This is a genomic window from Flavobacterium enshiense (assembly GCF_040750275.1).
GTDB lineage: Bacteria > Bacteroidota > Bacteroidia > Flavobacteriales > Flavobacteriaceae > Flavobacterium > Flavobacterium enshiense_B.
In genome coordinates this window covers 385,125-408,457 of record NZ_JBDOCV010000002.1, presented here as the reverse complement: position 1 = coordinate 408,457, position 23,333 = coordinate 385,125, and the positions used below count along the sequence as shown (strand labels likewise).

The 23,333-nt window shown below is 35.3% G+C and carries 18 protein-coding genes; 8 read left to right on the top strand and 10 right to left on the bottom strand.

Annotation, left to right across the window (positions count from 1 at the left end):
* Positions 1–59: 59 nt before the first annotated feature.
* Genes ABGT15_RS04705 through ABGT15_RS04695 form a run of 3 tightly spaced genes read right to left on the bottom strand, consistent with a single transcriptional unit; the run spans position 60 to position 1,360 of the window.
* Entirely contained in the window at positions 60–392 is a 333-nt protein-coding gene (locus ABGT15_RS04705) for a hypothetical protein (RefSeq protein ID WP_367230261.1), read from the bottom strand.
* 32 nt (positions 393–424) lie between these two features.
* Positions 425–880 (bottom strand): hypothetical protein, encoded by a 456-nt coding sequence (locus ABGT15_RS04700; RefSeq protein ID WP_367230260.1) that lies wholly within the window; start codon positions 878–880, stop codon positions 425–427.
* Positions 881–883: 3 nt separating this feature from the next.
* On the bottom strand, positions 884–1,360 hold the full coding sequence (locus tag ABGT15_RS04695) for a M15 family metallopeptidase (RefSeq protein ID WP_367230259.1): 477 nt from the start codon (positions 1,358–1,360) through the stop codon (positions 884–886).
* A gap of 1,890 nt (positions 1,361–3,250) precedes the next feature.
* Between ABGT15_RS04695 and ABGT15_RS04690 the strand changes: the two genes are divergently transcribed.
* Positions 3,251–4,951 carry an amino acid permease gene (locus ABGT15_RS04690; protein ID WP_367230258.1) on the top strand — a complete coding sequence of 567 codons (1,701 nt, stop codon included), beginning with the start codon at positions 3,251–3,253 and terminating at the stop codon, positions 4,949–4,951.
* A gap of 44 nt (positions 4,952–4,995) precedes the next feature.
* On the opposite strand, the gene ABGT15_RS04685 is transcribed toward ABGT15_RS04690, so the two are convergent.
* From ABGT15_RS04685 to ABGT15_RS04675, 3 genes are all read right to left on the bottom strand, one after another.
* Entirely contained in the window at positions 4,996–5,385 is a 390-nt protein-coding gene (locus tag ABGT15_RS04685) for a DUF1398 domain-containing protein (protein WP_367230257.1), read from the bottom strand.
* Positions 5,386–5,472: 87 nt separating this feature from the next.
* Positions 5,473–7,644, bottom strand: coding sequence for a S9 family peptidase (locus ABGT15_RS04680; RefSeq protein ID WP_367230256.1), 2,172 nt, complete (start codon positions 7,642–7,644; stop codon positions 5,473–5,475).
* 172 nt (positions 7,645–7,816) lie between these two features.
* Positions 7,817–9,022, bottom strand: a complete 1,206-nt coding sequence (locus ABGT15_RS04675) for an aminotransferase class I/II-fold pyridoxal phosphate-dependent enzyme (RefSeq protein WP_367230255.1) — start codon at positions 9,020–9,022, stop codon at positions 7,817–7,819.
* A 178-nt stretch (positions 9,023–9,200) separates the two neighbouring features.
* On the opposite strand from ABGT15_RS04675, the gene ABGT15_RS04670 reads away from it, so the two are divergent.
* On the top strand, positions 9,201–9,659 hold the full coding sequence (locus ABGT15_RS04670; RefSeq protein ID WP_367230254.1) for an Lrp/AsnC family transcriptional regulator: 459 nt from the start codon (positions 9,201–9,203) through the stop codon (positions 9,657–9,659).
* Between the two features lie 94 nt (positions 9,660–9,753).
* Positions 9,754–11,157 carry a dihydrolipoyl dehydrogenase gene (gene lpdA / locus ABGT15_RS04665; protein WP_367230253.1) on the top strand — a complete coding sequence of 468 codons (1,404 nt, stop codon included), beginning with the start codon at positions 9,754–9,756 and terminating at the stop codon, positions 11,155–11,157.
* A gap of 44 nt (positions 11,158–11,201) precedes the next feature.
* On the opposite strand, the gene ABGT15_RS04660 is transcribed toward lpdA, so the two are convergent.
* The 3 genes from ABGT15_RS04660 to ABGT15_RS04650 form a co-directional block, all read right to left on the bottom strand.
* A complete protein-coding gene (locus ABGT15_RS04660; RefSeq protein ID WP_367230252.1) occupies positions 11,202–11,576 on the bottom strand; it encodes a DoxX family protein in 375 nt (124 codons plus the stop codon).
* Positions 11,577–11,630: 54 nt separating this feature from the next.
* Complete coding sequence (locus ABGT15_RS04655; protein ID WP_367230251.1) at positions 11,631–12,524, bottom strand: DUF4349 domain-containing protein; 894 nt, start codon at positions 12,522–12,524, stop codon at positions 11,631–11,633.
* Between the two features lie 163 nt (positions 12,525–12,687).
* Positions 12,688–14,412, bottom strand: a complete 1,725-nt coding sequence (locus ABGT15_RS04650; protein WP_367230250.1) for a tetratricopeptide repeat protein — start codon at positions 14,410–14,412, stop codon at positions 12,688–12,690.
* Between the two features lie 198 nt (positions 14,413–14,610).
* Here ABGT15_RS04650 and ABGT15_RS04645 point away from each other — a divergent pair, with 198 nt between their 5' ends.
* From ABGT15_RS04645 to ABGT15_RS04625, 5 genes are read left to right on the top strand one after another with little or no spacing between them, the layout of a single operon-like run.
* Positions 14,611–16,032, top strand: coding sequence for a choice-of-anchor B family protein (locus ABGT15_RS04645; RefSeq protein ID WP_367230249.1), 1,422 nt, complete (start codon positions 14,611–14,613; stop codon positions 16,030–16,032).
* Positions 16,029–17,387 carry a hypothetical protein gene (locus tag ABGT15_RS04640; RefSeq protein ID WP_367230248.1) on the top strand — a complete coding sequence of 453 codons (1,359 nt, stop codon included), beginning with the start codon at positions 16,029–16,031 and terminating at the stop codon, positions 17,385–17,387. The genes ABGT15_RS04645 and ABGT15_RS04640 overlap by 4 nt, the downstream gene beginning before the upstream one ends.
* A 6-nt stretch (positions 17,388–17,393) precedes the next feature.
* A complete protein-coding gene (locus ABGT15_RS04635) occupies positions 17,394–18,695 on the top strand; it encodes an anthranilate synthase component I family protein (RefSeq protein WP_367230247.1) in 1,302 nt (433 codons plus the stop codon).
* A gap of 17 nt (positions 18,696–18,712) precedes the next feature.
* Positions 18,713–20,020 (top strand): tRNA lysidine(34) synthetase TilS, encoded by a 1,308-nt coding sequence (gene tilS, locus ABGT15_RS04630; protein ID WP_367230246.1) that lies wholly within the window; start codon positions 18,713–18,715, stop codon positions 20,018–20,020.
* Entirely contained in the window at positions 20,020–22,056 is a 2,037-nt protein-coding gene (locus tag ABGT15_RS04625) for a protein-disulfide reductase DsbD family protein (protein ID WP_367230245.1), read from the top strand. The genes tilS and ABGT15_RS04625 overlap by 1 nt, the downstream gene beginning before the upstream one ends.
* A gap of 29 nt (positions 22,057–22,085) precedes the next feature.
* Here the strand turns inward: ABGT15_RS04625 and ABGT15_RS04620 are convergent, their stop codons facing one another.
* On the bottom strand, positions 22,086–23,285 hold the full coding sequence (locus ABGT15_RS04620) for a sensor histidine kinase (RefSeq protein ID WP_367230244.1): 1,200 nt from the start codon (positions 23,283–23,285) through the stop codon (positions 22,086–22,088).
* Between the last annotated feature and the right edge of the window lie 48 nt (positions 23,286–23,333).

Sequence of the window (23,333 nt, the reverse complement as noted above, 5' to 3'; positions counted from 1 at the left end):
TTGTTTTCAGTAGATATTGGAAGTTCAATAAAAAAGCCGCTCAAAGAGCGGCTTTTTCTTTATAAACTTATTACAAGTACTTTTAAAACGGTCTGAAATATGACTTTAAAAATAGTATTCTTAAGCGCATTTAATTTGATTTTGGAGATTCCTGCAGTTTGCAAGGTCTGTAAGGTTAATAGATTTTGTTGGCTTTTTAACAACCATTCAAATTCTTCCGGGCTTATTGCGGATGAGTTTAAAAGGAATAGCCATCGTTCTAATTTTTCTTTTGAATCCTCTAAAAATTCATTGATTTCTGATTCTAATTCTGGCTTCAGTTCTTTGTATTTTGCATCTAATACGATTTCAAGCTCTTGCTTTAATTCCTTTAGTATTTTATTGATATCCATAGTTTTGGTTTTTGAAATCTTTATCGATTATGTTATTCGGCAATTTTTAAAAGTTCGTTTTTTGATGCTTCGTCTTTGGTAATTTCATATTTGATGATTAAATCCAACGTTTCCAAAAGCTGTTTTTTTGTTTCCTCAATAAAAATAGGGGATAAGGTCTTTTTAGCTTCCCAACGGATAAAAAAACCAGAAATAAGATTTCGTTCTTTATCCGTTAAGATTTCCCAAAGCGTAAAAGAGATTTGATTGTTGGGTTTGCCTTTTTCATATTCCTTTAATTTTTCGATTTTAAGGAGTAAGGCCTCAACCTCTGTTTGATGCAATTCATACGGAGCCGTTGCTTTATCCATTACATTAGACAATTCGACTTTTATGGCTGTAGTTTCTTGATACGAATGGTAATCAAAAGCAGCAGTTCTTGTTGATTCACATGACATCATTGTGAAAGAAAAAGCAAGGGTCAGCGCAATTTTTTTAAGTATGTTCATAAGTTATAGTAGGATGTAGTTGTTTTTATCTCTTTTTAAGGTGCTTAATTTTTTCCATTCATTGTATCCGCGTTTATCAAAATGTGGAAAGTCTTTGAAAGTTTTCCAGTTTCCACCCCATTCCCAGCCATATTTTGCGAAAATTTTTACGCATTCATACCAGTCAGCAATTTGATCATTGTCCCAATCCTTTACGATATCCCATGAAGCTACTTTTCCTTCAATTATTAAGCAGATGTCTACAGCAAAACCATAATTGTGAACGGATTGTCCGCCCTTTGCGTTTGTAACCTTGTTACCGGGTTTTGTTCTTCCTAATGCGAATAAAGCATCTTGTTCAGCAAAAGTGCGTAACCCTTGTGTAATCCTCATTTTTGCTTTGCCGGATAATGCCACATCACATTCCTCTACAATTTTCTTAACTTCATCTCTCACTAAAGGATGGAGCTTTTCAATTTGTTTTTTTGTTGTTTGATCCATATATTTTTAAATTAATTTGATATTATTTCGTCTATTGATAACCATTGATTGTTTGATAGAATGCAGCGTGCATTAATGAAGTTTTCTGCAAAACTTTAGAAAATATTCAGAAATACGCTGAGAATTTTATACTGAGAAGTTAGTTTCAAGTTAAAGAAACAGGGGGTAAAGTTACCTTTAAAAAGGAAGAAATATTGGTTGTAATCTTTTGTAAAACAGTAGTTTCAGTAGTTTTAAAAAAAAAGTCGTTTCGTCTTGTCAGTTCTTTAAAAATAAACTGTTAAGAAGGAATTGGATAAAGAAAAGAGGTAATCAGTTTATTGAGTTTTTAGTTTAACTCTTTACAATTGTATTTTCTTCTGATTTATTATTAAAAGCAATTAATTTTTTTGGAAAATCTGATATAACGTCAAATAAAACCGATCGCTTTTATGATTTCAGTTACTCATTTTTGGGAGTCTATTGCTTATTTATAGCCGAATGATTTGCCAATGCAGTTGAAAGAATTAGACAAGTTATATATATGACATATCTAAAATTCGAATATAAGCAGGATAAAAATTTATCAGTTGGATTTTCGTATTCTGATGTCAAAAGGAGTATATAAATATGCCACAGCATAAATAATATTAAGATTGAAAAACAAATCAGGTAAACAGTTCTCGAAATGTTTTTCAGAAACCTATATTTTTTAATGGAAAGAATGAAAATCGATATAATGTAGGTTGTCAATAAAACAATTTCAATAATAAAATGCATAATAATCTATTTCATTAATAATCAAGGGCGAACCTCAAATATAATGAAAATAAAAAAGACATCAATAAAATGTCTCTTTTATTAAAATCAGACTATTAATGTATAACTTGAAACTCAAAGAAATCAATTTTAAATAGTTAGATTGTTTCTCTCTAACAAACTATATTCACAATTTGTTCTCCAGATGCTATATACAAAAACTCATTGGTAGCTTCGTTTTCCATTTGAGCTTCTAACTCATTTATTTGCTGTGTATAATAATAAAATAGATAGCCTGTAACCGCTACAATAATGATAGTTGCAATAATCAGCCAGTAAGTTTTTAAAAAATTGAGAGTATTAAGCATGCGTTTTTTTTATAAAAATATAAAATATATTCTTACGAAAAAGAAATGTTGATAATTTCATTTCAAAATAATAATATTCATTTGAAACTAATACCGGAGTCAATGCCACTTCCATAAGTGTAAGATTATACATCTTCATAATCAATCAACCGTTAAATGGAGAAAAAGTTGTAAAGGAATTTATGATGCTTATGCAATATCCCTTTCTGTATTCCCAAGGGAGAAAAGCCTTTAACGAAATCTAGTAAAGTTTTATTTAATGATAAGAATATTTAAGTATTAAAAAATGCATTGAATTTTACATTGCTTCTTTACCTCCATAATCTATATTTTCTCTTTGAGTTGAAGGGTAGGGTTTATAATTAATTTTTCGTATTTGTTAGATTCAGAACTACTTGTGTTTTCTATTTCTGGTCGTTCCGAAGTAATAAGCTCATCATTTACAAAAATCGCCACGTAGCGAACCGCTTTCAAGATAAAGGTCAAGTCCCGCATTAATATTCATGCTTCTTAATTTTGGGTAAAAGTACTCTATCCGAATAAAGTACATTCTTTTGTAGCATACAGCTCTGTTGATTTAAAACACTTTATGCCTATAAAATGATCTATTGTTCACTCGTTAAGCCGTCAAAGTTTGCAACATGTATATTTTTAGATATTAATAAGTTGATAATCAATGACGATTAAAATCATAAAATTCTGTCACTCATAAGCTTTAATTCATCTGGTTTCATATATTTGTTTTCCTAAAAAACTAACAAACCAAACTAAGGAAAAACTATTTATGTCTTTTACCGATTTATTCAGAAGAAAATCTACTGCAACCATATTAAAACAAGGCGGTGATGGCGATCATGCAACAGGCCTTCATAAAGTACTTACCGTTCGCGATTTAACCTTTTTCGGGATTGCCGCCATTATTGGAGGAGGAACATTCTCCGCAATTGGAAACGCTTGTTTTTCAGGTGGTCCCGGGGTAATTTTACTGTATGTGATTTGTGCCATAGCTTGTGGTTTTACGGCAATGTGCTACGCGGAATTCGCTTCCCGTGTACCTGTTTCCGGAAGCGCCTATACGTATGCTTACGTTTCTTTCGGGGAATTATTTGCCTGGATTATCGGATGGGCTTTAATCATGGAATATTCCATTGGAAACATTTATATTGCTTTTTCATGGAGTGGCTATTTCACCAATTTACTGGAAAGTTTTCATATTCATTTGCCGGAATGGTTAACAATAAATTATCAGTCGGCACATTCAGCTTTCCTTGAAAATAAGCAGGGAGAAGGTTTTAATGCCTGGCAAAATGCGCCAATGCTTGGTAGTTTGAAAGTGATTTTCGATATGCCGGCCGTTGTTATCAATTTACTGATAACATATTTGGTTTATAAAGGAACCAAAGAATCGAAAAACTTTAGTAATGTAATGGTTATGATTAAATTAGCAATCATAGCTTTAGTAATTGTTGTTGGTGCTTTTTATGTAGATATTGATAATTGGACGCCATTTATGCCAAATGGTTTTGGTGGTGTTATGGCTGGAGTATCAGCAGTTTTCTTTGCATATATCGGTTTTGATGCGGTTTCTACTTTAGCAGAAGAAGCTAAAAATCCACAGCGCGATTTACCGAAAGGGATGATTTATTCACTTGTAATTTGTACCGTTGTATACATCATTTTAGCAATGGTTTTAACCGGAATGGTTTCTTACGAATTGTTGGGCGTTAGCGATCCATTAGCAGAAATTTTTGCCTTAAAAGGTGTAAAGTGGATGTTATTTATAGTGTCAATTGCTGCAGTAGTAGCGATGACTAGTGTAATGTTAGTGTTCCAGATGGGACAACCGCGTATTTGGATGACCATGAGCCGTGACGGTTTAATGCCGAAGAAATTCGCAGAAATCCATCCAAAACACAAAACACCAGGTTTCGCAACAATAGTTACCGGTTGTGTAGTTGGTTTACCGATTTTCTTTACCGATGAAAACTTTGTCTTGGATTTTACCAGCATCGGGACCTTGTTTGCGTTCGTATTGGTTTGTGGAGGTGTGTTAATGCTTTCTCCACAAAGTGAAGCAGAACTTGCAGAAAGACAGACAAAAGGTAAATTCAGAATTCCGTATATCAATTCGAAATTTATTTTTCCTGTTTTAGTAATTGGTTCCGGTTTATTGGTGCATTATTTATTCCCGACTTTCTTTGCCGATACGTTTGATTTCTCAGGCGATAAATTTGCGACTAACATTTCAATGGTGGTATTCTTTATACTTTGTGCCGTGATGACAGTTATAGCCTTTATGAAGAACCTATCGTTAATTCCGCTTTTAGGTTTGATTTCCTGTTGTTACCTTTTAACCGGAATGGCAGTGTCTAACTGGAAATGGTTCGGCGTTTGGTTAGTAATCGGATTGGTATTCTATTTCTGTTACGGTTACAAAAACAGTAAGCTCAACTTCAATAAAATTGAACCTACTTTAGAAGACTAAATATAAAATCCCGAGGGTAAGCTCGGGATTTTTGTTTTTAAAAATTATTGAGGAATATTTTCAATTAAAATTTTATTGCCAGCTTTATCGAAGTATGTGCAGGTCATTTTTGCCATGTCTACTGCCCATTTTTCAATACCATGCTCAGCGCTTTGGTTGATGAAGGTTAGATAATCGCTTTTACCTTGTTGATGTGCTTTCAAATCTGTTTTGAATTGATCATCATTACAGGCATCGGAAACAAATATGGGTTCATATTTTCCTGGTGCAACAGCTTTGAAATCATTTTCACCGTAATATTCGGTATGGCCGTCTGCAACAAAAGTTTCATAATGGGTTACACCCAACGCTTTGATCGCTTTAACATAAGCCGGAAAATCAGCTCCGGATTTCACTTTGCTGTGTGCTGCTTTAATTTGCTCTATAGAAAACATTTCATAGAAATTTAAATATTATACTAAGTTACACTAATTAAAAAAATCCGTTGTGTGAGCAACGGATTTTTTTATAACGCTTGAAAATTATTTCTTCAAGTGTACATTAAAATAATCAGCAATTTTAGCATACATATGAATTCTGTCTTTTCCGCCAACATTGTGCTCGTGGTTAGGATATAAGAAGTAATCTACCTGTTTACCTGCTTTAATACAAGCTTCCACAAAATTCATGCTGTGCTGTTGTACCACTACCGGATCCTGTGCGCCGTGGATTACCAATAATCGTCCTTTTAAGTCTTTTGCTTTGTCTAATAAAGAAGCTTTTGCATAGCCATCAGGGTTTTCTTGTGGTGTATCCATGTAACGCTCTCCATACATAATTTCATAGTATTTCCAGTCGATAACCGGTCCGCCGGCCACACCAACTTTAAATACATCCGAATGATTTGTCATTAAGGAAGTAGTCATGAATCCTCCGAAACTCCATCCGAAAACACCAATTTTGTCAGCATCAACAAACGATTTCGATTTTAAGAATTCAACACCTTTCATCTGATCGGCCATTTCATTAACGCCCAATTGACGGTGGGTTACATCACAAAATTTCTTTCCGCGGGAATCACTTCCTCTGTTGTCTAATGTGAAAACCACATAACCTTGTTGTGCCATATAATAATCGAAGTAGCCTCCGCCGCCCATCCAACGGTTATTCACCAATTGCGCGTGAGAACCTCCGTAAACATAAACCATTACAGGATATTTTTTTGTAGCGTCGAAATTACCAGGGTAGATAATTCTTCCGTTTAAAGGTGTTTTACCATCTGCGGAAGTTATCGTTACCAACTCCATTTTTGGCATGTTGATTTTTCCGGTGAACGGATTATCAGCTTTTACAAGAACGGTATTAGCCATTTTGTTCTTAATATTCAAAACGGTAATTTCATTCGGAGTGGTTACATTGCTGTACTGATCTAAAACCATAGTTCCATCATCAGAAACTGAAGCAGTGTGCATACCGGAAACCGAAGTTAACTGAAACGTTTTTCCAGATTTGATATCCACCTGATACAACTGTTTGTCTAAACCATTGTTAGCCGTTCCCATGTAGTTGATCTTCGTTCCTTTAGCATCAAAACCTAAAAGATCTTTTACGACAACATCTTTATAGCCAAGGTTTTTTAACAGTTTTCCATCGGTGTTGTACAAATACATTTGGTTGAAACCGTAAAAATCTGTCTGATAAATAAATTGATTAGGATTGTTTGGTACAAAAGTTAAAGAATGTTGTGGCTCAACCCAAGTTGATGCTTTTTCTTCAAACAATGTTTTTACAAAAGCTCCAGTGTTCGCATCGTATTTATTGAATTTTAAATGATTCTGCTCACGATTTAAAATTCCGATGAAGATGTATTTTCCTGTCGGTTCCCATGAAACCATCGTTAAATATTGTTCCTTTGGCTCACCGGTTTGGATGATTACTTTGTTTCCGGTTTTTACATCGTACACTACAAGCGTAACATTTTCACTTGTCATTCCCGCCATAGGATATTTGATATCCTTGTTAACCGCTTCACGCTCGTTCCAGTTGATGATAGGATAGTTGCCTACCATGGTTTCATCTTTTCGGTAATATGCCAATTGGGTTCCGGCTTCGTTCCACCACATACCACGGTCTATGCCGAATTCCTGGCGGTGTACATAATCCGAACCGTTTACAATTGCCGGATTCTGATCGTTAGTAACTTCTGTAACATTCCCATTGGAAGTAATTCGGATGTTATTATCTTTCAACCAAGCCACATTTCCGTTGGAAGCGAATTTTGCCTGAGTCCCTTCGTTAGAATAGGTAGCAACATTTGTGATTTGTTTCGTAACCACATCATAGGTTACTTTATAATTGTTTTTCTTTCCGGCTATTTCGGTTTCAAAAGTGTTTGCAGTTTTCCAACTGAAAGCAAAAGGAAAAGTTCTAACGGTAAATTCATCGTTGGAAATTTTCGATTTCAATGCAGCTTCAAAATCAGCTTTAGTAGCCAATGCGGTTTCTTTCCACAAAGTCGCGGCACTTTTCTCAAATAAAGTTGAAAAATCAGCACTTAAATACGTAATCGATTTTGAATTTTTACGCCATTGCTGTGCTGTTTGTGTGGTTGGAGCATATTTTCTGCCGCCCATTACTGTTTCTTCAATAGTAAAGTTCTGTTGTGCAAAAGCCGCCGAACCCGCCAGAAGAAAACATAAAGTAATTTTTTTCATTAATTTTTGAATTTTAAAGGGCTAATTTATACAAAGTTAAATTCTTAAACTGTTAAGGAATTTAAAAAATTAGTTGACACATCAATTAGTTACATTTTTTTAGAATTTGTTACAAAAAAAAATCCGCCAATGAAAACTCAAAAGCGGATTTTTGACTAAAAAACTAAAAAACTTAATTTAAAATCGAAAGTTCCTTCATGCATGCTTTCATCATGTTGTAGGTTCTCTCAATATCGTTATCTAAACCGATGGAGAAACGAATCAATCCATCAGTAAGACCCATTTCTTTTTGTTCGTCAAGTGGAATTTCAGATGAAGTGGAAGTTCCTGGTGCACTGAATAAAGTTTTATAAAAACCTAAACTTACTGCTAGATACCCTAAATTTCTTTCCTGCATCAATTCCATCAATTCGTTGGCTTTGTCCAAAGAACCAACATCGATAGTCATCATCCCGCCGAAACCGTATTCCGGATTGATCATGGTTTTATAAATCTCATGGCTTGGATGTGATTTTAATCCCGGATACACTGTTTTGATTCCGTCGGCTTCAAATTTTTCTGCTAAATATTGTGCGTTATGACTGTGTTGTTTCATACGAATATGAAGTGTACGCAGGTTTTTCATCACTGAAGCTGAACGTAAGCTGTCCATTGTTGGCCCTAAAAGCATGCTGGCTCCGTCGTTTACATTTTTCAAAGCATTAATAAAATCCTGAGAAGCACAAACCACACCACCAACAGTATCACTACTTCCGTTAATATATTTTGTCAAACTGTGAATGACGATATCAGCACCTAATTTTGCAGGAGCTACTGATAAGGGAGAAAATGTATTATCCACAACTAATTTCACATTGTGTTTTTTTGCAATTTTCGCCAAGGAAGCTATATCAGCAACTTCCAATAATGGGTTACTAACCGTTTCACAATAAATTACTTTTGTATTTGGTGTAATGGCAGCTTCCACAACGTCTAACTTAGTAATGTCAACGAAAGTGGTATTTACGCCCATACGCGGAGCGAAGTTTTTCAAGAAAGCATAAGTTCCACCGTAAATAGTACGACTGGAAACAATATGATCGCCGTTTCCGCATAATTGTAATAAAGTAGGAGTAATAGCACCCATTCCTGAAGCGGCTACGTTGGCACTTTCGGTACCTTCCATGGCTGCTAATGCTTTATCCAAATATAAGTTACTTGGTGAAGAATGACGGGAATATAGATAACAGCCTTCAGCATTGCCTTCAAAAGTATCGAACATGGTTTTTGCTGAAAGGAAAGTGTATGTAGAACTGTCTGAAATTGATGGGTTTACACCACCAAATTCTCCAAAATATTGTAAGTCCTGAATTCTGTCTGCCGGATTGAAATCTGCCATAATAAATAAATTTTAGTAGGTTGTTAGTAGTTGAATAAAGGTCAAATTAACTAGGTATTCGAAAAATAATCAATAGTTGACTAATTATTTGGATTAATATTCTTAATTTTAAATGTTTGTTAGTTTATTTTTCTTTTTAATTCTTAAATTTGAACTTGAAACCAAATTTTTTACCCTTATGAATTTTGATGCTATAGATAAAAAACTGCTAAAATTATTACAAACGGACAGTAAGCAAACCACCAAAGAGTTGTCTTTGAAATTAAATCTCTCAGTTACTGCGGTTTACGAGCGAATTAAAAAACTGGAAAAAGAAGGCGTGATTTCCAATTATGTAGCTTTGATTGATCGGAATAAAATCGATATGGGTTTTGTGGTATTCTGTCACATCAAATTAACCCAGCATAAAATTGAATTTATCAATCAGTTTGAAAAAGAAGTGGTAAAGCTCAAGGAAGTTCTCGAATGTTTTCACGTAAGTGGTGACTATGACTATATTCTGAAAATTTGTTTGAAAGATATGGAAGAATACCGTGAATTTATGGTAACCAAATTAACCACCTTGCAACATATCGGAAGTACACACAGCACGTTTATGATTAGCGAAGTAAAAAACACCACGGTTTTTGAAATTTAAGGAAGAAATAACTTAATTCGGAACTTCATACTAAACAAAAATCCTTAATTTTGTCACTCGAAATTTTTTAAAAACACAACATAAAATAAATACTATGAGTTCATTTGACGTAGTTATTATAGGTTCAGGCCCTGGTGGATATGTAGCGGCTATCCGTTGCGCACAGCTAGGAATGAAAACTGCTATTATCGAAAAATATTCAACCTTAGGGGGAACTTGCTTAAACGTTGGTTGTATTCCATCTAAAGCGATGCTAGCCTCATCCCATCATTATGAAGAATTGCAACACTTTGCAGATCACGGAATTGAAGTTTCCGGAGATGTAAAAGTGAACCTTGAGAAGATGGTTGCTCGTAAACAAGCGGTAGTAGATCAGACTTCAGGAGGAGTTAAGTATTTAATGGACAAAAATAACATTACTGTATTTGAAGGAGTAGGATCTTTCGAAAATGCAACTACTATTAATGTAACGAAAGCTGATGGTTCTGTAGAAAAACTTGAAGCTAAAAATACGATTATCGCAACAGGTTCAAAACCATCGTCTTTGCCTTTCATCAAAATCGATAAAGAAAGAATCATCACTTCTACAGAAGCTTTAAAATTACAGGAAGTTCCTAAACACCTTGTAATCATCGGTGGAGGTGTTATCGGTTTAGAGCTTGGACAAGTATATTTACGTTTAGGCGCTCAGGTTTCTGTTGTGGAATTCATGGACAGAATTATTCCGGGAATGGACGGAGGTTTATCAAAAGAATTAACCAAAGTTCTTAAAAAACAAGGAATGAAATTCTACACTTCTCATAAAGTGCAGGCTGTTGACAGAGCTGGAGAGGGTGTTGTTGTAAAAGCTGAAAACGCTAAAGGTGAAGTAATCACTTTAGAGGGAGATTACGCTTTGGTTTCTGTTGGTCGTCGTCCATACACAGACGGTTTAAATGCAGATAAAGCAGGAGTTAAAATCACCGAAAGAGGTCAGGTGGAAGTAAACGATCATTTACAAACTTCAGCTTCAAATATTTATGCAATTGGTGATGTAGTTCGTGGAGCAATGTTAGCACACAAAGCTGAGGAAGAAGGAGTTATGGTGGCTGAATACTTAGCAGGACAAAAACCGCACATCGATTATAACTTGATTCCGGGAGTTGTTTATACTTGGCCAGAAGTTGCTGCAGTTGGTAAAACTGAAGAGCAATTAAAAGAGGCAGGTGTTGCTTATAAAGCCGGAAGTTTCCCATTCAAAGCTTTAGGTAGAGCACGCGCAAGTGCTGATATCGAGGGATTTGTAAAAATTTTGGCTGATGCTAAAACCGATGAAGTTTTAGGAATCCATATGATTGGTGCAAGAGCGGCAGATTTAATCGCAGAAGCAGTAACTGCTATGGAATTCAGGGCTTCGGCTGAAGACATTTCAAGAATGTCACACGCACACCCAACATTTGCGGAGGCTATTAAAGAAGCAGCATTAGCGGCAACAGAAAATAGAGCATTACACGTGTAATGATTTCATTATAAAGCAAAAGCCGTTCATTTGAACGGCTTTTTTTATGCTTTGAATATTTCTTTATAACTGTCCCAATGTTTGTAAATTAAAAATATGTTTCCAAGGAACAAGAAGGCTCCAGCGCCAATATTGGCAGGGTCCAAACAAAGATGAACCAATACAATATTTACCGATATCGGTAATAAAACCAAATTTGCTAAACGGATAAACTTTCCGGATATAAAGGCTAAACCGCAAAATAATTCCAGTCCTTTTACCAAATTCATTAAATAACCGGAAGCCGCTAATCCTTCATTAAAAGTTTTAAGATTTCCGGTCAAAACTGGTTCTGGAAATAATTTTAAGAAATAGACGATAGAGCCAAACAGTAACAAGGCACCCATGAGAACCCTTATAACAATAGTTGCGATTTTCATAAATATTTGATTTTTAATGGTTAGTTAATCAAATGTAAGAAAATAATTAAAGTGTTATTGTTGTTTTCTGTTAACTTTTTTATAGCCGATATACCCTAAAACACCAATCAAAATCAAAGCCCAAAGTTGCACAATGAAAGCAATTATGGATTCTAACATATACCAACCGGTTTTCAAACTATCCCAAATCTGTAAACCTAAATGTGGTCTGTATTTGTTAATGCTTTTCTCACTGGCGTACAATTCATGCTTAATCGCTTCACGTTGATATAATTTAATGGAAACCGTACTGAAATTGATTTGATCGTTTAACGAAAGATTATTCAGCTTTGCATTATCATTCTGCTCTTTTTTGTTGGCCAGATTTTCTTCCGCATCGATCACATTGTTTAGTTTTTTACCTTTTTCGTCAATTGCTTTTTCGATTCTGTTTTCTGTTGATGCACTTCTTTTTTGAGCCATTTTGTTAGAAAGGAGCTGCAACGTCACATCATCGGCTTTAATTACTCTCGAATCCAGAAAATCAATTTCTTTTGCAATCGATTTCAACAAGGTGTCCAGTTTTGTATTGGGAACCCGAATCGTAATATCATTTTCAACCGTATATTTCGTAGTCTCTAAAATACTGTCCTGACTCACACGGGTTTCTTCTTTTTCGTTTACATGACTTTGTAAATTTGTATAGGTAACAAATCCTCCGAATTTATTGGTGACATTTTCAATCGAATAGGTAGATTTTGCAACATTCTTGACCTTGAACTGCAAATCGACTGTTCGTACAAATTTTCGATTGCTGTCTTTTTTTTCCACTGCTGCTGATGAAGAGATTACATCTGTAGAGCTTTCAGTTGTTGCAACTTCTTCTGTTTTTGCTTCAGAAGCTTCTTTACAGGAATAGGCCAACACCAGAAGCAATGCAGCCATACCAATTCGAGGAATTGTTTTCATAAAAATTACTATTTAAAGGTTAATGTTACAGTGTAAAGTTGTAATAGTAATTTTCAGTCAATAGGAATTGGTTTTTAGTAGTTTTTACATAAGTATTCCTACTAAAAAGTGTGCCATAATTTCAAAAAAACGGCAATGCAATAATATTTTATTTTTTGAGTTTTTACTTGATTCTGGATGTCTCAATTTTAATATCGGCAGTAGCCCAACTTTTATTGATAAGTATATCAATTTCAGTGACTTTTGCTTTGTTGTTTAGTTTTTCATAAGCTAATTTCAAGCCGTGATACGACCATCCGTTTTTTGGAAATCGTTTTAAATCTTCTTCGTACACTTTAATAGCTTCGTTGTATTTTCCGGCTTCGATAAAAACGGCTCCTAAATGGTGTCGTACCGAGAAAAACCAATCCGGTGGTTCGTTATAATTTAAATCATCTTCAATAACAATAGCTTTTTGCAACAGATGGATGCTTTGCGTGTAATTTCTTTCGGAGGCTAATATTTCGGCTTTTAATACTTTGGCAGCAATATTCACAATCGAACTCATCGAATTGATTTGCCAGATAGTCATTTTCTCCAAATCTTTATCATTGGCTAAAACTTCCAGACGCATTAATTCGGTTTTGGCTTTTCGTAAATCGTGTTTGCCTAAATAAGCCATTCCTCTGGCGTAATGGGAGATTGCCTTCGGATATTTTAGTGTATCGGAAACCAGTTTCATTTTAAGTATATCGTCCCATTTTCCAAACTTTACAGCAACAAAATAAGGGATAACATAATAATGTTGTAATGTTTCCAATCCAGGCAAAACCATATTTTTGGGATGTACTAATTTTGAAGTTTCATTTGCACCGATCATAGCCCATTTTGAATTTCCTTCCAAAGTCGCTGTACCCGCCATAAAATGATAATTATGAGGATAATAGGCTAGAGGGTAAGCACCTTGCGCGTGACACATCGTAACATAAGCACTATCTACTTTACAAGCATTAATATTTGCTATCGTCCCTTTATGATAATCACCGGTTCGGATATAAATATGAGAAGACATATGCACCAAATGTCCAAAGGATTTTGCATGGCCGTCATCGAAGAATTTAGCCGATGCATAACCAAGCTGTGGTGTATTGGACGCTTCAACCGCATGAATATAAAAGTGGTTGGCACCAATATGTTTTGGATCTTTTTTGAGGATTTTTTCAAGCAATGTTACAATTTCCGAGGTCCATGGTTTAGGTTTCCCGTTTTTCTCGTATAAATCCCAAGGATGTAAATCCATAACCGATTCTGCATATAACGCATTGATATTAATGTCATCAGGAAATTTTGTATTAACTTCTTTCATCGCTTGCGAATAGGTAATATCTAAAGCACTTCTATCCTCTACAGGTTTTTCCACATAACGTTTGGAAAGTGCATGAATCAAAGCTTTTTCACTTTCACTTGTCTTAGTACTTAACCTTAGAGCAGTTTGTATGGCCTTGTAAGCCCGTTCATAATTGTCCGGCTCCATTCCGGCGTTGTAGTTTGGACCAAGTACGTATGCAAATCCCCAATAACACATAGCACATTCCGGATCTAGTTTGGTTGCATAATGGAATGAACGCGCTGCTTCCGCATGATTGAAACCATAGGCCAAAGCCAGTCCTTGATTAAAGTATTTCTGCGCTTCAGGATTTTTGGTAGTAATTTTATAATCAAGCACATCCATGCCCTCGAACAGTGGCGCTTTACTGTCGGAGGTATACCAAACTGCGTCTACAACCGGTGGTGCGCAACTAATGCTGTTGGTTCCGATTTTAGATTTTTCTTCGGTTTTTGGAGCTTCTTTTTTGCACGAAAGAAATAGGGCAAATGCAAACATCAGAAAGATAATTCTTTTTTTCATGACCGCATTTTTTAGTATTGTGAAAATATGTATAAAGTTACTTAAAATGAATTAGTTATGTTGTTTTTCATTTGTTTTTTAAATCTAGATTAGTTCTTAATTTGTACAAATAATTTTACAATCAATATTTCGTAAATAAGTTTGTATATTAGCCTCAACTAACAAATAAATACATTACTTAACCTAACTAACCAACTAATGAAAAAAATAATGCTTGCAGGCATTGTATTATTCTCTTTGTCTGTATTTTCCCAAACACCGTGTACCGGTGGTTATTCCGGAATTTTTCAATGTAATAAAATTGATTTACAAGCTAATCTTAATTTTTCGCAGATAGGTGGAAATGCTACAACCGAAGGTAGTGGCTGCTGGGGTTGGACAGATCCTCTGACTAATAAAGAATATGCCATAATGGGCTGTTCAACTCATACCGCAATTGTTGATATTACCGTTCCTTATGCTCCAGTTTATTTGGGTAAAATTAATTCACATAATAATATCGGTAGTATTTGGAGAGAAGTTAATGTGTACAATAATTATCTTTATATTGTAAGTGAAGCTTCTGGACACGGTATGCAGATTTTTGACCTTACCCGTTTACGAGGCGTGACCTCACCTCAGGTTTTTACACCGGATGCCCGCTATACCGGCTTTGGAAGTTGTCATACTGTAGCAATTAACCCGACATCAGGTTATGCTTATTGTAATGGTTCCGGAACGTATAACGGTGGCCCTCACGTTGTGAATTTGCAAAATCCTTTAGCTCCAACGTTTGCTTTTGGATATGGTGCGCAAGGCTATACCCATGATGCTCAAATTGTAACCTATAACGGACCGGATACTGATTATACCGGACGTGAAATTTTTATAGGAGCTAATACTGATAAAGTCGTTATTATGGATGTAACGATCAAGGCCAATCCGGTTTTGATTTCAACGTTTACCTATGCGAATACAGCTTACACGCACCAAGGTTGGTTTACCGCTGATAAAAAGTATTGGATTTTAGGCGATGAAATCGATGAAATGAATTTTGGCTTCAATTCCAAAACAATAATTGTGGACATGACTGATTTAAATAATCCTGTTCTAAAAGGAAACTATTTTGGTCCAACGCAGGCAATTGATCATAATGGTTATGTGGTTGGTAATGAGTACTTTTTGGCAAATTACAGAGCCGGAATGCGTATTATAAACACTTCAAATATTACAACATTAGGCACCATGAATGAAACAGCCTATTTTGATACGTACCCTGGCAGTGATTCAGCTGAATTTAACGGAGTCTGGAATGTTTATCCGTTTTTTCCCAGTGGAACTATCATTATGAGTGATATCGACAGAGGTTTGTTCATAGTAAGAAAAAATGCAGCTTTAGGAAATGAAGATTTTGAAAAGAATACATTAGGAATTTATCCGAATCCAACCGATAACCTTGTAAATATTAAGTATGAAAAAGGCATTCAGTCGATTGAGATATTTGATTTGCTTGGAAAAAAAGTAAAAGAAATATCTGAATTGAACGTACAGGAGCATTCGTTTAATGCTTCCAATTTAGATTCAGGAGTTTACTTGATCAGAATTAATAGTGAGATTACCCAAAAGCTTATTGTGAAATGAAAATAATTGCAGGGTTAGGTTTAGCACTTTTATCACTTTCCTGTGCTAATGATGGGACAGATTTGTATGACTCAAAATTTAAGGGAGAAGTGGCCTGGACGAAATCATACGGAGGAAGTCTTGAGGACAGAATTACAAGTGTTGTAGAAACTCCCGATGGAGGCAGTCTGGTTTTAGGTTTTACTAATAGTAATGATGGAAACGTTATTAAAACCAGAGCTTTAGTAGATATTTGGCTATCAAAATTAGATTCTGAAGGAAATCTTGTCTGGACAAAAACTATTGGAGGTTCTCAGGACGATTTCGGAACTAGTATAATTGCCACAACAGACGGGAACTATGTAATAGCTGGTTATACGGGTAGTAATGATGGTGATATATCCGGAAATATTGGCTTTCATGATTTTTTAATCACAAAAATTACAGGAGAAGGCGATATCATCTGGAGTAAGAATTACGGATTCGTGAGCCATGACCATGCACATAAAGTTATTCAGTTAAAAGACGGAGGCTTTTTCTTGGCAGGTTATGCCGATTATGCCGGAATAGAAGGAACACCAGGTGACGGAAATCACGGTGAGGGACATTCTTTAAAACAGGTCCAGAATGCGGCAAAGCATGGCGTTGGTGAATATTTTGGAGTTCGTTTGGATGCTAACGGAGATTTTAAATGGTACCGTTATTTTGGGGGGAGGCAAAACGACAGAATCAATGATATTGCCGAAGCTAATGACGGAGGCATTGTTCTGGCAGGTTATTCAGAAAGCACGGATTATGATATTGACAACAACAAAGGCAGCTACGATTATTGGATATTAAAGTTGGATCCCAACGGACATTTGCATTGGAAAAAGAATTTTGGAGGTTCCGGTATTGATCAGGCTTTCGGAATTACAAAAACCGAAAATAATTCTTATTTGGTAGTAGGCCGTTCAAATAGTGGGGACGGAGATGTGTCCCATCCTAAAGGGAATTTTGATGCCTGGGTTATTCATATCAACGATCATGGAGAATTGCTTTGGGAAAAATCGTTAGGGACTTCAGATTTTGATGTTGCCACATCGATTAAAAAATTAAAAAGCGGTAAATTTGGCGTGGTCGGAAACACCAGAGGGAATGTTGACAATAATTCCGGAAGAGGTGAAAACGATTATTGGTATTTTGAAATTGATAATCATCCAAATTCACAAATATATTTTCAAAAAACCTTGGGAGGAAGTGATATAGATATGGCAACTGATTTTGTACAGACAAAAACTGATGAAATTATCATTGTTGGAGAATCCCAAAGTAATAATGGAGATGTTCCCGAAAACAAAGGTTTTAATGATTTGTGGATGGTGAAATTAAAATAGTTTTTTTTGAGAGTTTCAGTTTTTAAACCGATTGCAGAACCTGACGTATTCAAAACCAAGTTATTGAACTGGGCTCAGCAATTCAGAGAAATAGTTTTTCTGGACAGTAACAATTACCCGCAGCAATACGGGAGTTATGACTGTGTTTTGGCCTGCGACGCCTTCACGTCTTTAAAAACTGATTTTCACAACGCCTTTGAAGATTTAAAACAATATCAGCAACAAACCAAAGACTGGTTATTTGGTTATTTGTCTTACGATTTAAAAAACGATACCGAAAAGCTCCACTCTAATAATTTTGACGGCTTACATTTTCCGGACATGTTTTTCTTCCAGCCGAAGAAACTATTTTTATTAAAAGGTAATGATCTGGAAATCCGTTATTTGAATATGTGTGATGATGAATTGGAGGAAGATTTTGAAGAAATAGTTGAAAATCAAATGGCAATAGCCGAATTTTCTACTGTCATGCCGATTGGAGTTGAGGTACGGCAGCGTATTTCTAAAGAAAGATACTTGCAGAAAGTAAATGAAATGCTTATTCATATACATCGTGGCGATATTTATGAGGCGAATTTCTGTATGGAATTTTTTGCTGAAAACACTCAAATTCATCCGATTGAAATCTATCAAAAATTAAATGCAATTTCAGAACCGCCATTTGCTACATTTTTTAAAAACAACACAGACTTCCTGCTATCGGCATCACCGGAACGTTATTTGCGAAAACAAGGCAGTAAAATCATTTCCCAGCCCATAAAGGGAACTGCAAAACGTTTGTTTGACGAGGAATTGGACAATCAATCCAAAATCGAATTGTCATTAAATCCGAAAGAACGCTCGGAAAACATAATGATTGTCGATTTAGTCCGCAACGATCTATCGCATACCGCCACAAAAGGCTCGGTAGAAGTTGAAGAATTGTGCGGTATCTATACTTTCAAGCAAGTACATCAAATGATTTCTACAATAGTTTCAACTGTAGAGGAGTCAACTTCACCAATCGAAATCATCAGGACAACATTCCCAATGGGAAGTATGACTGGCGCACCGAAAATTTCTGCTATGCAAATCATTGAGGAGCTGGAAGAAACCAAACGCGGTTTGTATAGTGGAGCTGTTGGCTATTTTACACCAGATAACGACTTTGATTTTAATGTGGTAATCCGTAGTATTTTATATAATTCTAAGGAGAAATATATTTCTTTTTCTGTTGGGAGTGCTATTACGGCCGAATCTAAACCGGAAAGTGAATACGAAGAATGTCTGTTGAAGTCTAAAGCAATGCGAGAAGTGTTACTTGGTTAAATTTCATACATTTGGCAATGCTTTTAAAACTCCAAAATCATATCAATAGCAATCTTTCCTTTCTAACGGAAAAAAAACTCTTGCTTGCCGTAAGTGGTGGAATTGACAGCATGGTTTTATTACATCTTTTGAAACAGTTGCACTTCGATATTTCGGTAGCCCATTGCAATTTCAATTTACGAGGAGAAGAAAGTGATGATGATGAAAATTTTGTAAAATCTCTATGTAATGATTTGAATATTAAATTATTTGTAAATCATTTTAAAACAGAAGAATATACTAATTCAAATAAACAATCAATTCAAGTTTCTGCACGTGAATTACGATACGATTGGTTTAACGAATTGCTGCAGCAAGAAAACTTTGATTATCTTTTAACAGCACATCATTTGGATGATTCTCTTGAAACTTTTTTAATCAATTTTACAAGAGGAACCGGCCTGGAAGGGCTTACAGGAATTCCGCAGCAAAATGATAGAATTGTACGTCCGCTGTTAGTTTTTTCACGTCTTGAAATTGAAAATTATGCCAAAGAAAATAATATTCAATGGCGGGAAGATTCCAGCAATGCATCGGACAAATATTTGCGAAACAAACTTCGTCATGACATCGTTCCGATTTTAAAAGAAATGAATCCAAACTTTTTGAATTCATTTCAGCAAACTCTGGAAAATCTGCAACAGGCAAATTCTATGGTTGGCGATGCTTCTCGAATAGAATATGACAAAGTGGTGAAAAACATCGGTTTACAAAAGCAAATCAACCTAAAAGAACTGATGCTTTTGCCTAACTATCAGGCCTATTTGTATCAATGGTTAAAACCTTTCGGATTTACAGCTTGGGATGACATTTACGATTTGGTTGACGCACAATCCGGCAAGCAGATTTTTTCCGAAAAATATCGTTTGCTTAAGGATAGGGAAGTGCTTATATTAGAAGAACTTTCAGCAAATGAAAACGATAGCCATCAGATTGCAGAAAATCAAACAGAAATTAAACATCCAATTCCGGTGAAAATCTCGTATGTAACAAATGTTACAGATGCCGGAAGTTCAGAAACTATCTTTGTTGATAAAGATTCGTTAAAGTTTCCGTTGGTATTTCGAAAATGGCGTCAAGGTGATTATTTTTACCCTTTCGGAATGGATGGCAAAAAGAAAGTGAGCAAATATTTCAAAGACGAGAAATTTTCGCTGATTGATAAAGAAAATGCCTGGCTTTTATGTTCCGGAGAAGAAATTGTCTGGATTGTCGGAAAGCGTGCGGACAGACGATATTCAGTAACAAAAACAACACAAACTATTATAAAATTTGAATTAATGTAATGAAACGATTTTACGCCCTATTACTCTTATTTTTTACTTTTTTAAGTGCACAGGCTCAAATACTGAATCCGGTTTCATGGAAAACTTCCGTTGAGAAAAAGTCGGATAATGAAGTAGTTTTGGTTTTTGACGCCTCAATTGAGCACGAATGGCATATGTTTTCACAGTTCACTCCGGATGGAGGTTCGTTGCCAACAGTATTTAATTTTAAAAATGCAAAAGGTAATTTTGAGTTAGTTGGAAAAACCAAAGAAAGCCCGTATAAAAAAGTGTACAGCGATATTTTCGAAGTAGACGAATATATGTTCGAGAATAAAGCGCAATTCAAACAAACGGTTAAAATCACTAACCCGAATCTGAAATCAATTTCGGTTTATGTTGAATATCAGGTTTGTAAAGAATCATGTATTCAGCAGGATAAAACTTTTGAGTTTAAATTGCCACCGATGAATGTGAAAGCTTCAGAAGCCACGGCAACTACAATAGCTACAGCATCTGTAGACTCAACTTCTTCAGAAACAACGGTTGTTACAGATTCAACTTCATCATCAGAAGTTAAAGAAACCGTAGTAACTTCTGCAGAAAAACCGGTTGAGAAAAAAGAAGAGAAGAAAGGGTTATTATCGATTTTCTTTTTCGCATTTTTAGGAGGATTTGCAGCATTGCTGACGCCGTGCGTTTTCCCAATGATTCCAATGACGGTAAGTTTCTTTACCAAGCAAAGTAAAAATAAAGCACAAGGAATCAGAAATGCCATTATATACGGAATTTCGATTATTTTGATTTATGTAATTCTTGGAACTTTAGTAACGGCTGTTTTTGGTGCTGATGCTTTAAATGCCTTATCGACAAATGTTTGGTTTAACATTATTTTCTTTGTTTTATTGGTGTTTTTTGCAGCTTCGTTCTTAGGAGCTTTCGAAATCATGCTTCCAAATTCCTGGGCAAATAAGGTTGATCGTCAGGCGGATAAAGGAGGGATCATCGGAATTTTGTTCATGGCTTTAGCCTTGGCAATTGTTTCGTTCTCCTGTACCGGACCAATCGTTGGAACATTATTAGTGGAAGCCGCTTCAAAAGGAGGATTAGCTCCAATTGTCGGAATGTTAGGATTTTCATCGGCTTTAGCTTTACCGTTTATGTTATTTGCGATGTTCCCGGGTTGGTTGAATTCATTACCAAAATCGGGCGGATGGTTAAATACTGTAAAAGTGGTTTTAGGATTCTTAGAATTAGCATTAGCCTTTAAATTTTTGTCTAACGCAGATTTAGTGTTGCAAACGCATTTACTGGAAAGAGAAGTCTTTTTAGCTATATGGATTGCTGTTTTTGGAGCACTTGCTTTTTATCTTTTTGGAAAGATTACCTTGCCCCACGATAGCCCGTTGACTCATATTTCAGTAGGACGATTATCCTTAGGCTTATTGGTATTATCATTTACAATTTACTTGATTCCGGGACTTTGGGGGGCACCTCTGAAATTGATTTCAGGATTCCCGCCACCAATGACATATAGTGAAAGTCCTTATGGAGTTGGCAATTCCAAAGGCGGTGGAAATGGAGATTCGCATGCAGATTTACCGGATGGAGCCCATTTAGGACCACACGATCTTGTTGCGTTTACCGATTATGAAAAAGGTATGGCCTATGCAAAATCCGTAAACAAACCAATCTTGTTGGATTTCACTGGATTTGCTTGTGTAAACTGTCGTAAAATGGAAGAGCATGTTTGGTCGAAACCGGAAATTTTATCAATTTTAAAAGACAAAGTTGTATTGATTTCCTTGTATGTTGATGATAAACGTGAGTTGCCTGAAAATGAGAAGTATACTTCAAAAGAAACGGGTAAAGAAATTAAAACCATTGGTAACAAATGGAGTGATTTCCAGATTACACATTATAAAGCCAACGCCCAACCATATTACATTATTTTAGATAACGAGGCAAACCGATTAACTGAACCTGCTGGATATACTCCGGATTCAGACGAATACAAAACCTGGTTGGAGGCCGGTATCGCAAAATATAAGAAGTAATTAAATTTTAAAAATACTAAGAAGCGAGTTTATTTATCAAAACAGATAGTAAACTCGCTTCCTTGGTTTATAACTGAACGTAATTTGATTTTTCCGTTTAGTTTTTCGGCTATTTTTTTTACAGTAGCCAAACCAATGCCTGTGCCGTAATTTCCGAATCGATCCTTTTTATTAAGTGTCTTAAAGAATGAAAAAATAGTTTCGAAATCTGTAATTTCAATTCCGTTACCGTTATCTTTTACGGAAAGTATCGTCTGGTTTTCCAAATCCTGACAGTCTACTTCGATAATGATTGGTTTTTTGTCATTGTATTTTATGCCATTACTAATTAAATTCACAAGGATCTGCTCTATTGCATATTTGTTGTTTTTGATAGTAACAGCCTTGTCTGGTATTTTAAAAGTATGTTCTTTCTTCGGATCTAGCACATTAATTATGTCTTCTAATATAACTGCAATTGAAATTTCTTCTGCATCGTTTTTCTGAAATGACTCGCTTTTGTAGTAGTTAAGCAGCCCATCAACATACTCTTTGAGTTGGTACGAAGACTCAGATAAAAACTCAAGAAATTCTTTTTCTTTTCCGTCAAATTTATCGATGCAACTCTCTTTCAAAAGAATAATTAACGAAATAATGTTGTTTAAAGGTGATTTGATATCATGTGAAACTACTCTCGCAAATTGTTCCAATTCTTCATACTTCAGATTTAAGGTTTCATTTTTTTTAGACAATGTCAAATTAATTTTCCGTAGCTCTAATAATTTTGAAATTTGATTTCCAAGAATTTCTAACGCTTTTAATTGATCAGATGTAATTTCTTTAGTAATAAAATCGGCTACACATAGCGTTCCGAGTGCATAACCATCCGGACTTTTCAAAGTAACACTAGCGTAAAATCCGCTGTTGTTAAAGCCATTATGTTCGCTTATGTCGCTAAATTCAGATTCGTATTTAATATCCGAAATGGATAATAATTTTTCAGGTCTGGTTATAGCTAGTGCACAAAATGAAGTATTCCGATTAGCGTCATAGGTGTCAAAACCAACTTTTGATTTTACCCACACACGATCTTCATCAACAAGTGTTATTGCTGAAATGGGCACGTTGCAAATTTTTGAAGCCAGAAATGTAATGTTATCATAATCGCTTTCGGGATCCGTATCTAATATTTCATAACTTTTTAAAATTTCAAGCCTTTTGATTTCCTCAGGAGTATTTCTTTCATTCATATTATCTCTGTTATAAATGTTCGAATACCTATTAAATTTATGAAAAAA

Coding starts and splice junctions, on each gene's coding strand:
- ABGT15_RS04705 (WP_367230261.1), bottom strand. CDS start 392: ATGGATATCAATAAAATACTAAAGGAATTAAAGCAAGAGCTTGAAATC.
- ABGT15_RS04700 (WP_367230260.1), bottom strand. CDS start 880: ATGAACATACTTAAAAAAATTGCGCTGACCCTTGCTTTTTCTTTCACA.
- ABGT15_RS04695 (WP_367230259.1), bottom strand. CDS start 1,360: ATGGATCAAACAACAAAAAAACAAATTGAAAAGCTCCATCCTTTAGTG.
- ABGT15_RS04690 (WP_367230258.1), top strand. CDS start 3,251: ATGTCTTTTACCGATTTATTCAGAAGAAAATCTACTGCAACCATATTA.
- ABGT15_RS04685 (WP_367230257.1), bottom strand. CDS start 5,385: ATGTTTTCTATAGAGCAAATTAAAGCAGCACACAGCAAAGTGAAATCC.
- ABGT15_RS04680 (WP_367230256.1), bottom strand. CDS start 7,644: ATGAAAAAAATTACTTTATGTTTTCTTCTGGCGGGTTCGGCGGCTTTT.
- ABGT15_RS04675 (WP_367230255.1), bottom strand. CDS start 9,022: ATGGCAGATTTCAATCCGGCAGACAGAATTCAGGACTTACAATATTTT.
- ABGT15_RS04670 (WP_367230254.1), top strand. CDS start 9,201: ATGAATTTTGATGCTATAGATAAAAAACTGCTAAAATTATTACAAACG.
- lpdA (WP_367230253.1), top strand. CDS start 9,754: ATGAGTTCATTTGACGTAGTTATTATAGGTTCAGGCCCTGGTGGATAT.
- ABGT15_RS04660 (WP_367230252.1), bottom strand. CDS start 11,576: ATGAAAATCGCAACTATTGTTATAAGGGTTCTCATGGGTGCCTTGTTA.
- ABGT15_RS04655 (WP_367230251.1), bottom strand. CDS start 12,524: ATGAAAACAATTCCTCGAATTGGTATGGCTGCATTGCTTCTGGTGTTG.
- ABGT15_RS04650 (WP_367230250.1), bottom strand. CDS start 14,412: ATGAAAAAAAGAATTATCTTTCTGATGTTTGCATTTGCCCTATTTCTT.
- ABGT15_RS04645 (WP_367230249.1), top strand. CDS start 14,611: ATGAAAAAAATAATGCTTGCAGGCATTGTATTATTCTCTTTGTCTGTA.
- ABGT15_RS04640 (WP_367230248.1), top strand. CDS start 16,029: ATGAAAATAATTGCAGGGTTAGGTTTAGCACTTTTATCACTTTCCTGT.
- tilS (WP_367230246.1), top strand. CDS start 18,713: ATGCTTTTAAAACTCCAAAATCATATCAATAGCAATCTTTCCTTTCTA.
- ABGT15_RS04625 (WP_367230245.1), top strand. CDS start 20,020: ATGAAACGATTTTACGCCCTATTACTCTTATTTTTTACTTTTTTAAGT.
- ABGT15_RS04620 (WP_367230244.1), bottom strand. CDS start 23,285: ATGAATGAAAGAAATACTCCTGAGGAAATCAAAAGGCTTGAAATTTTA.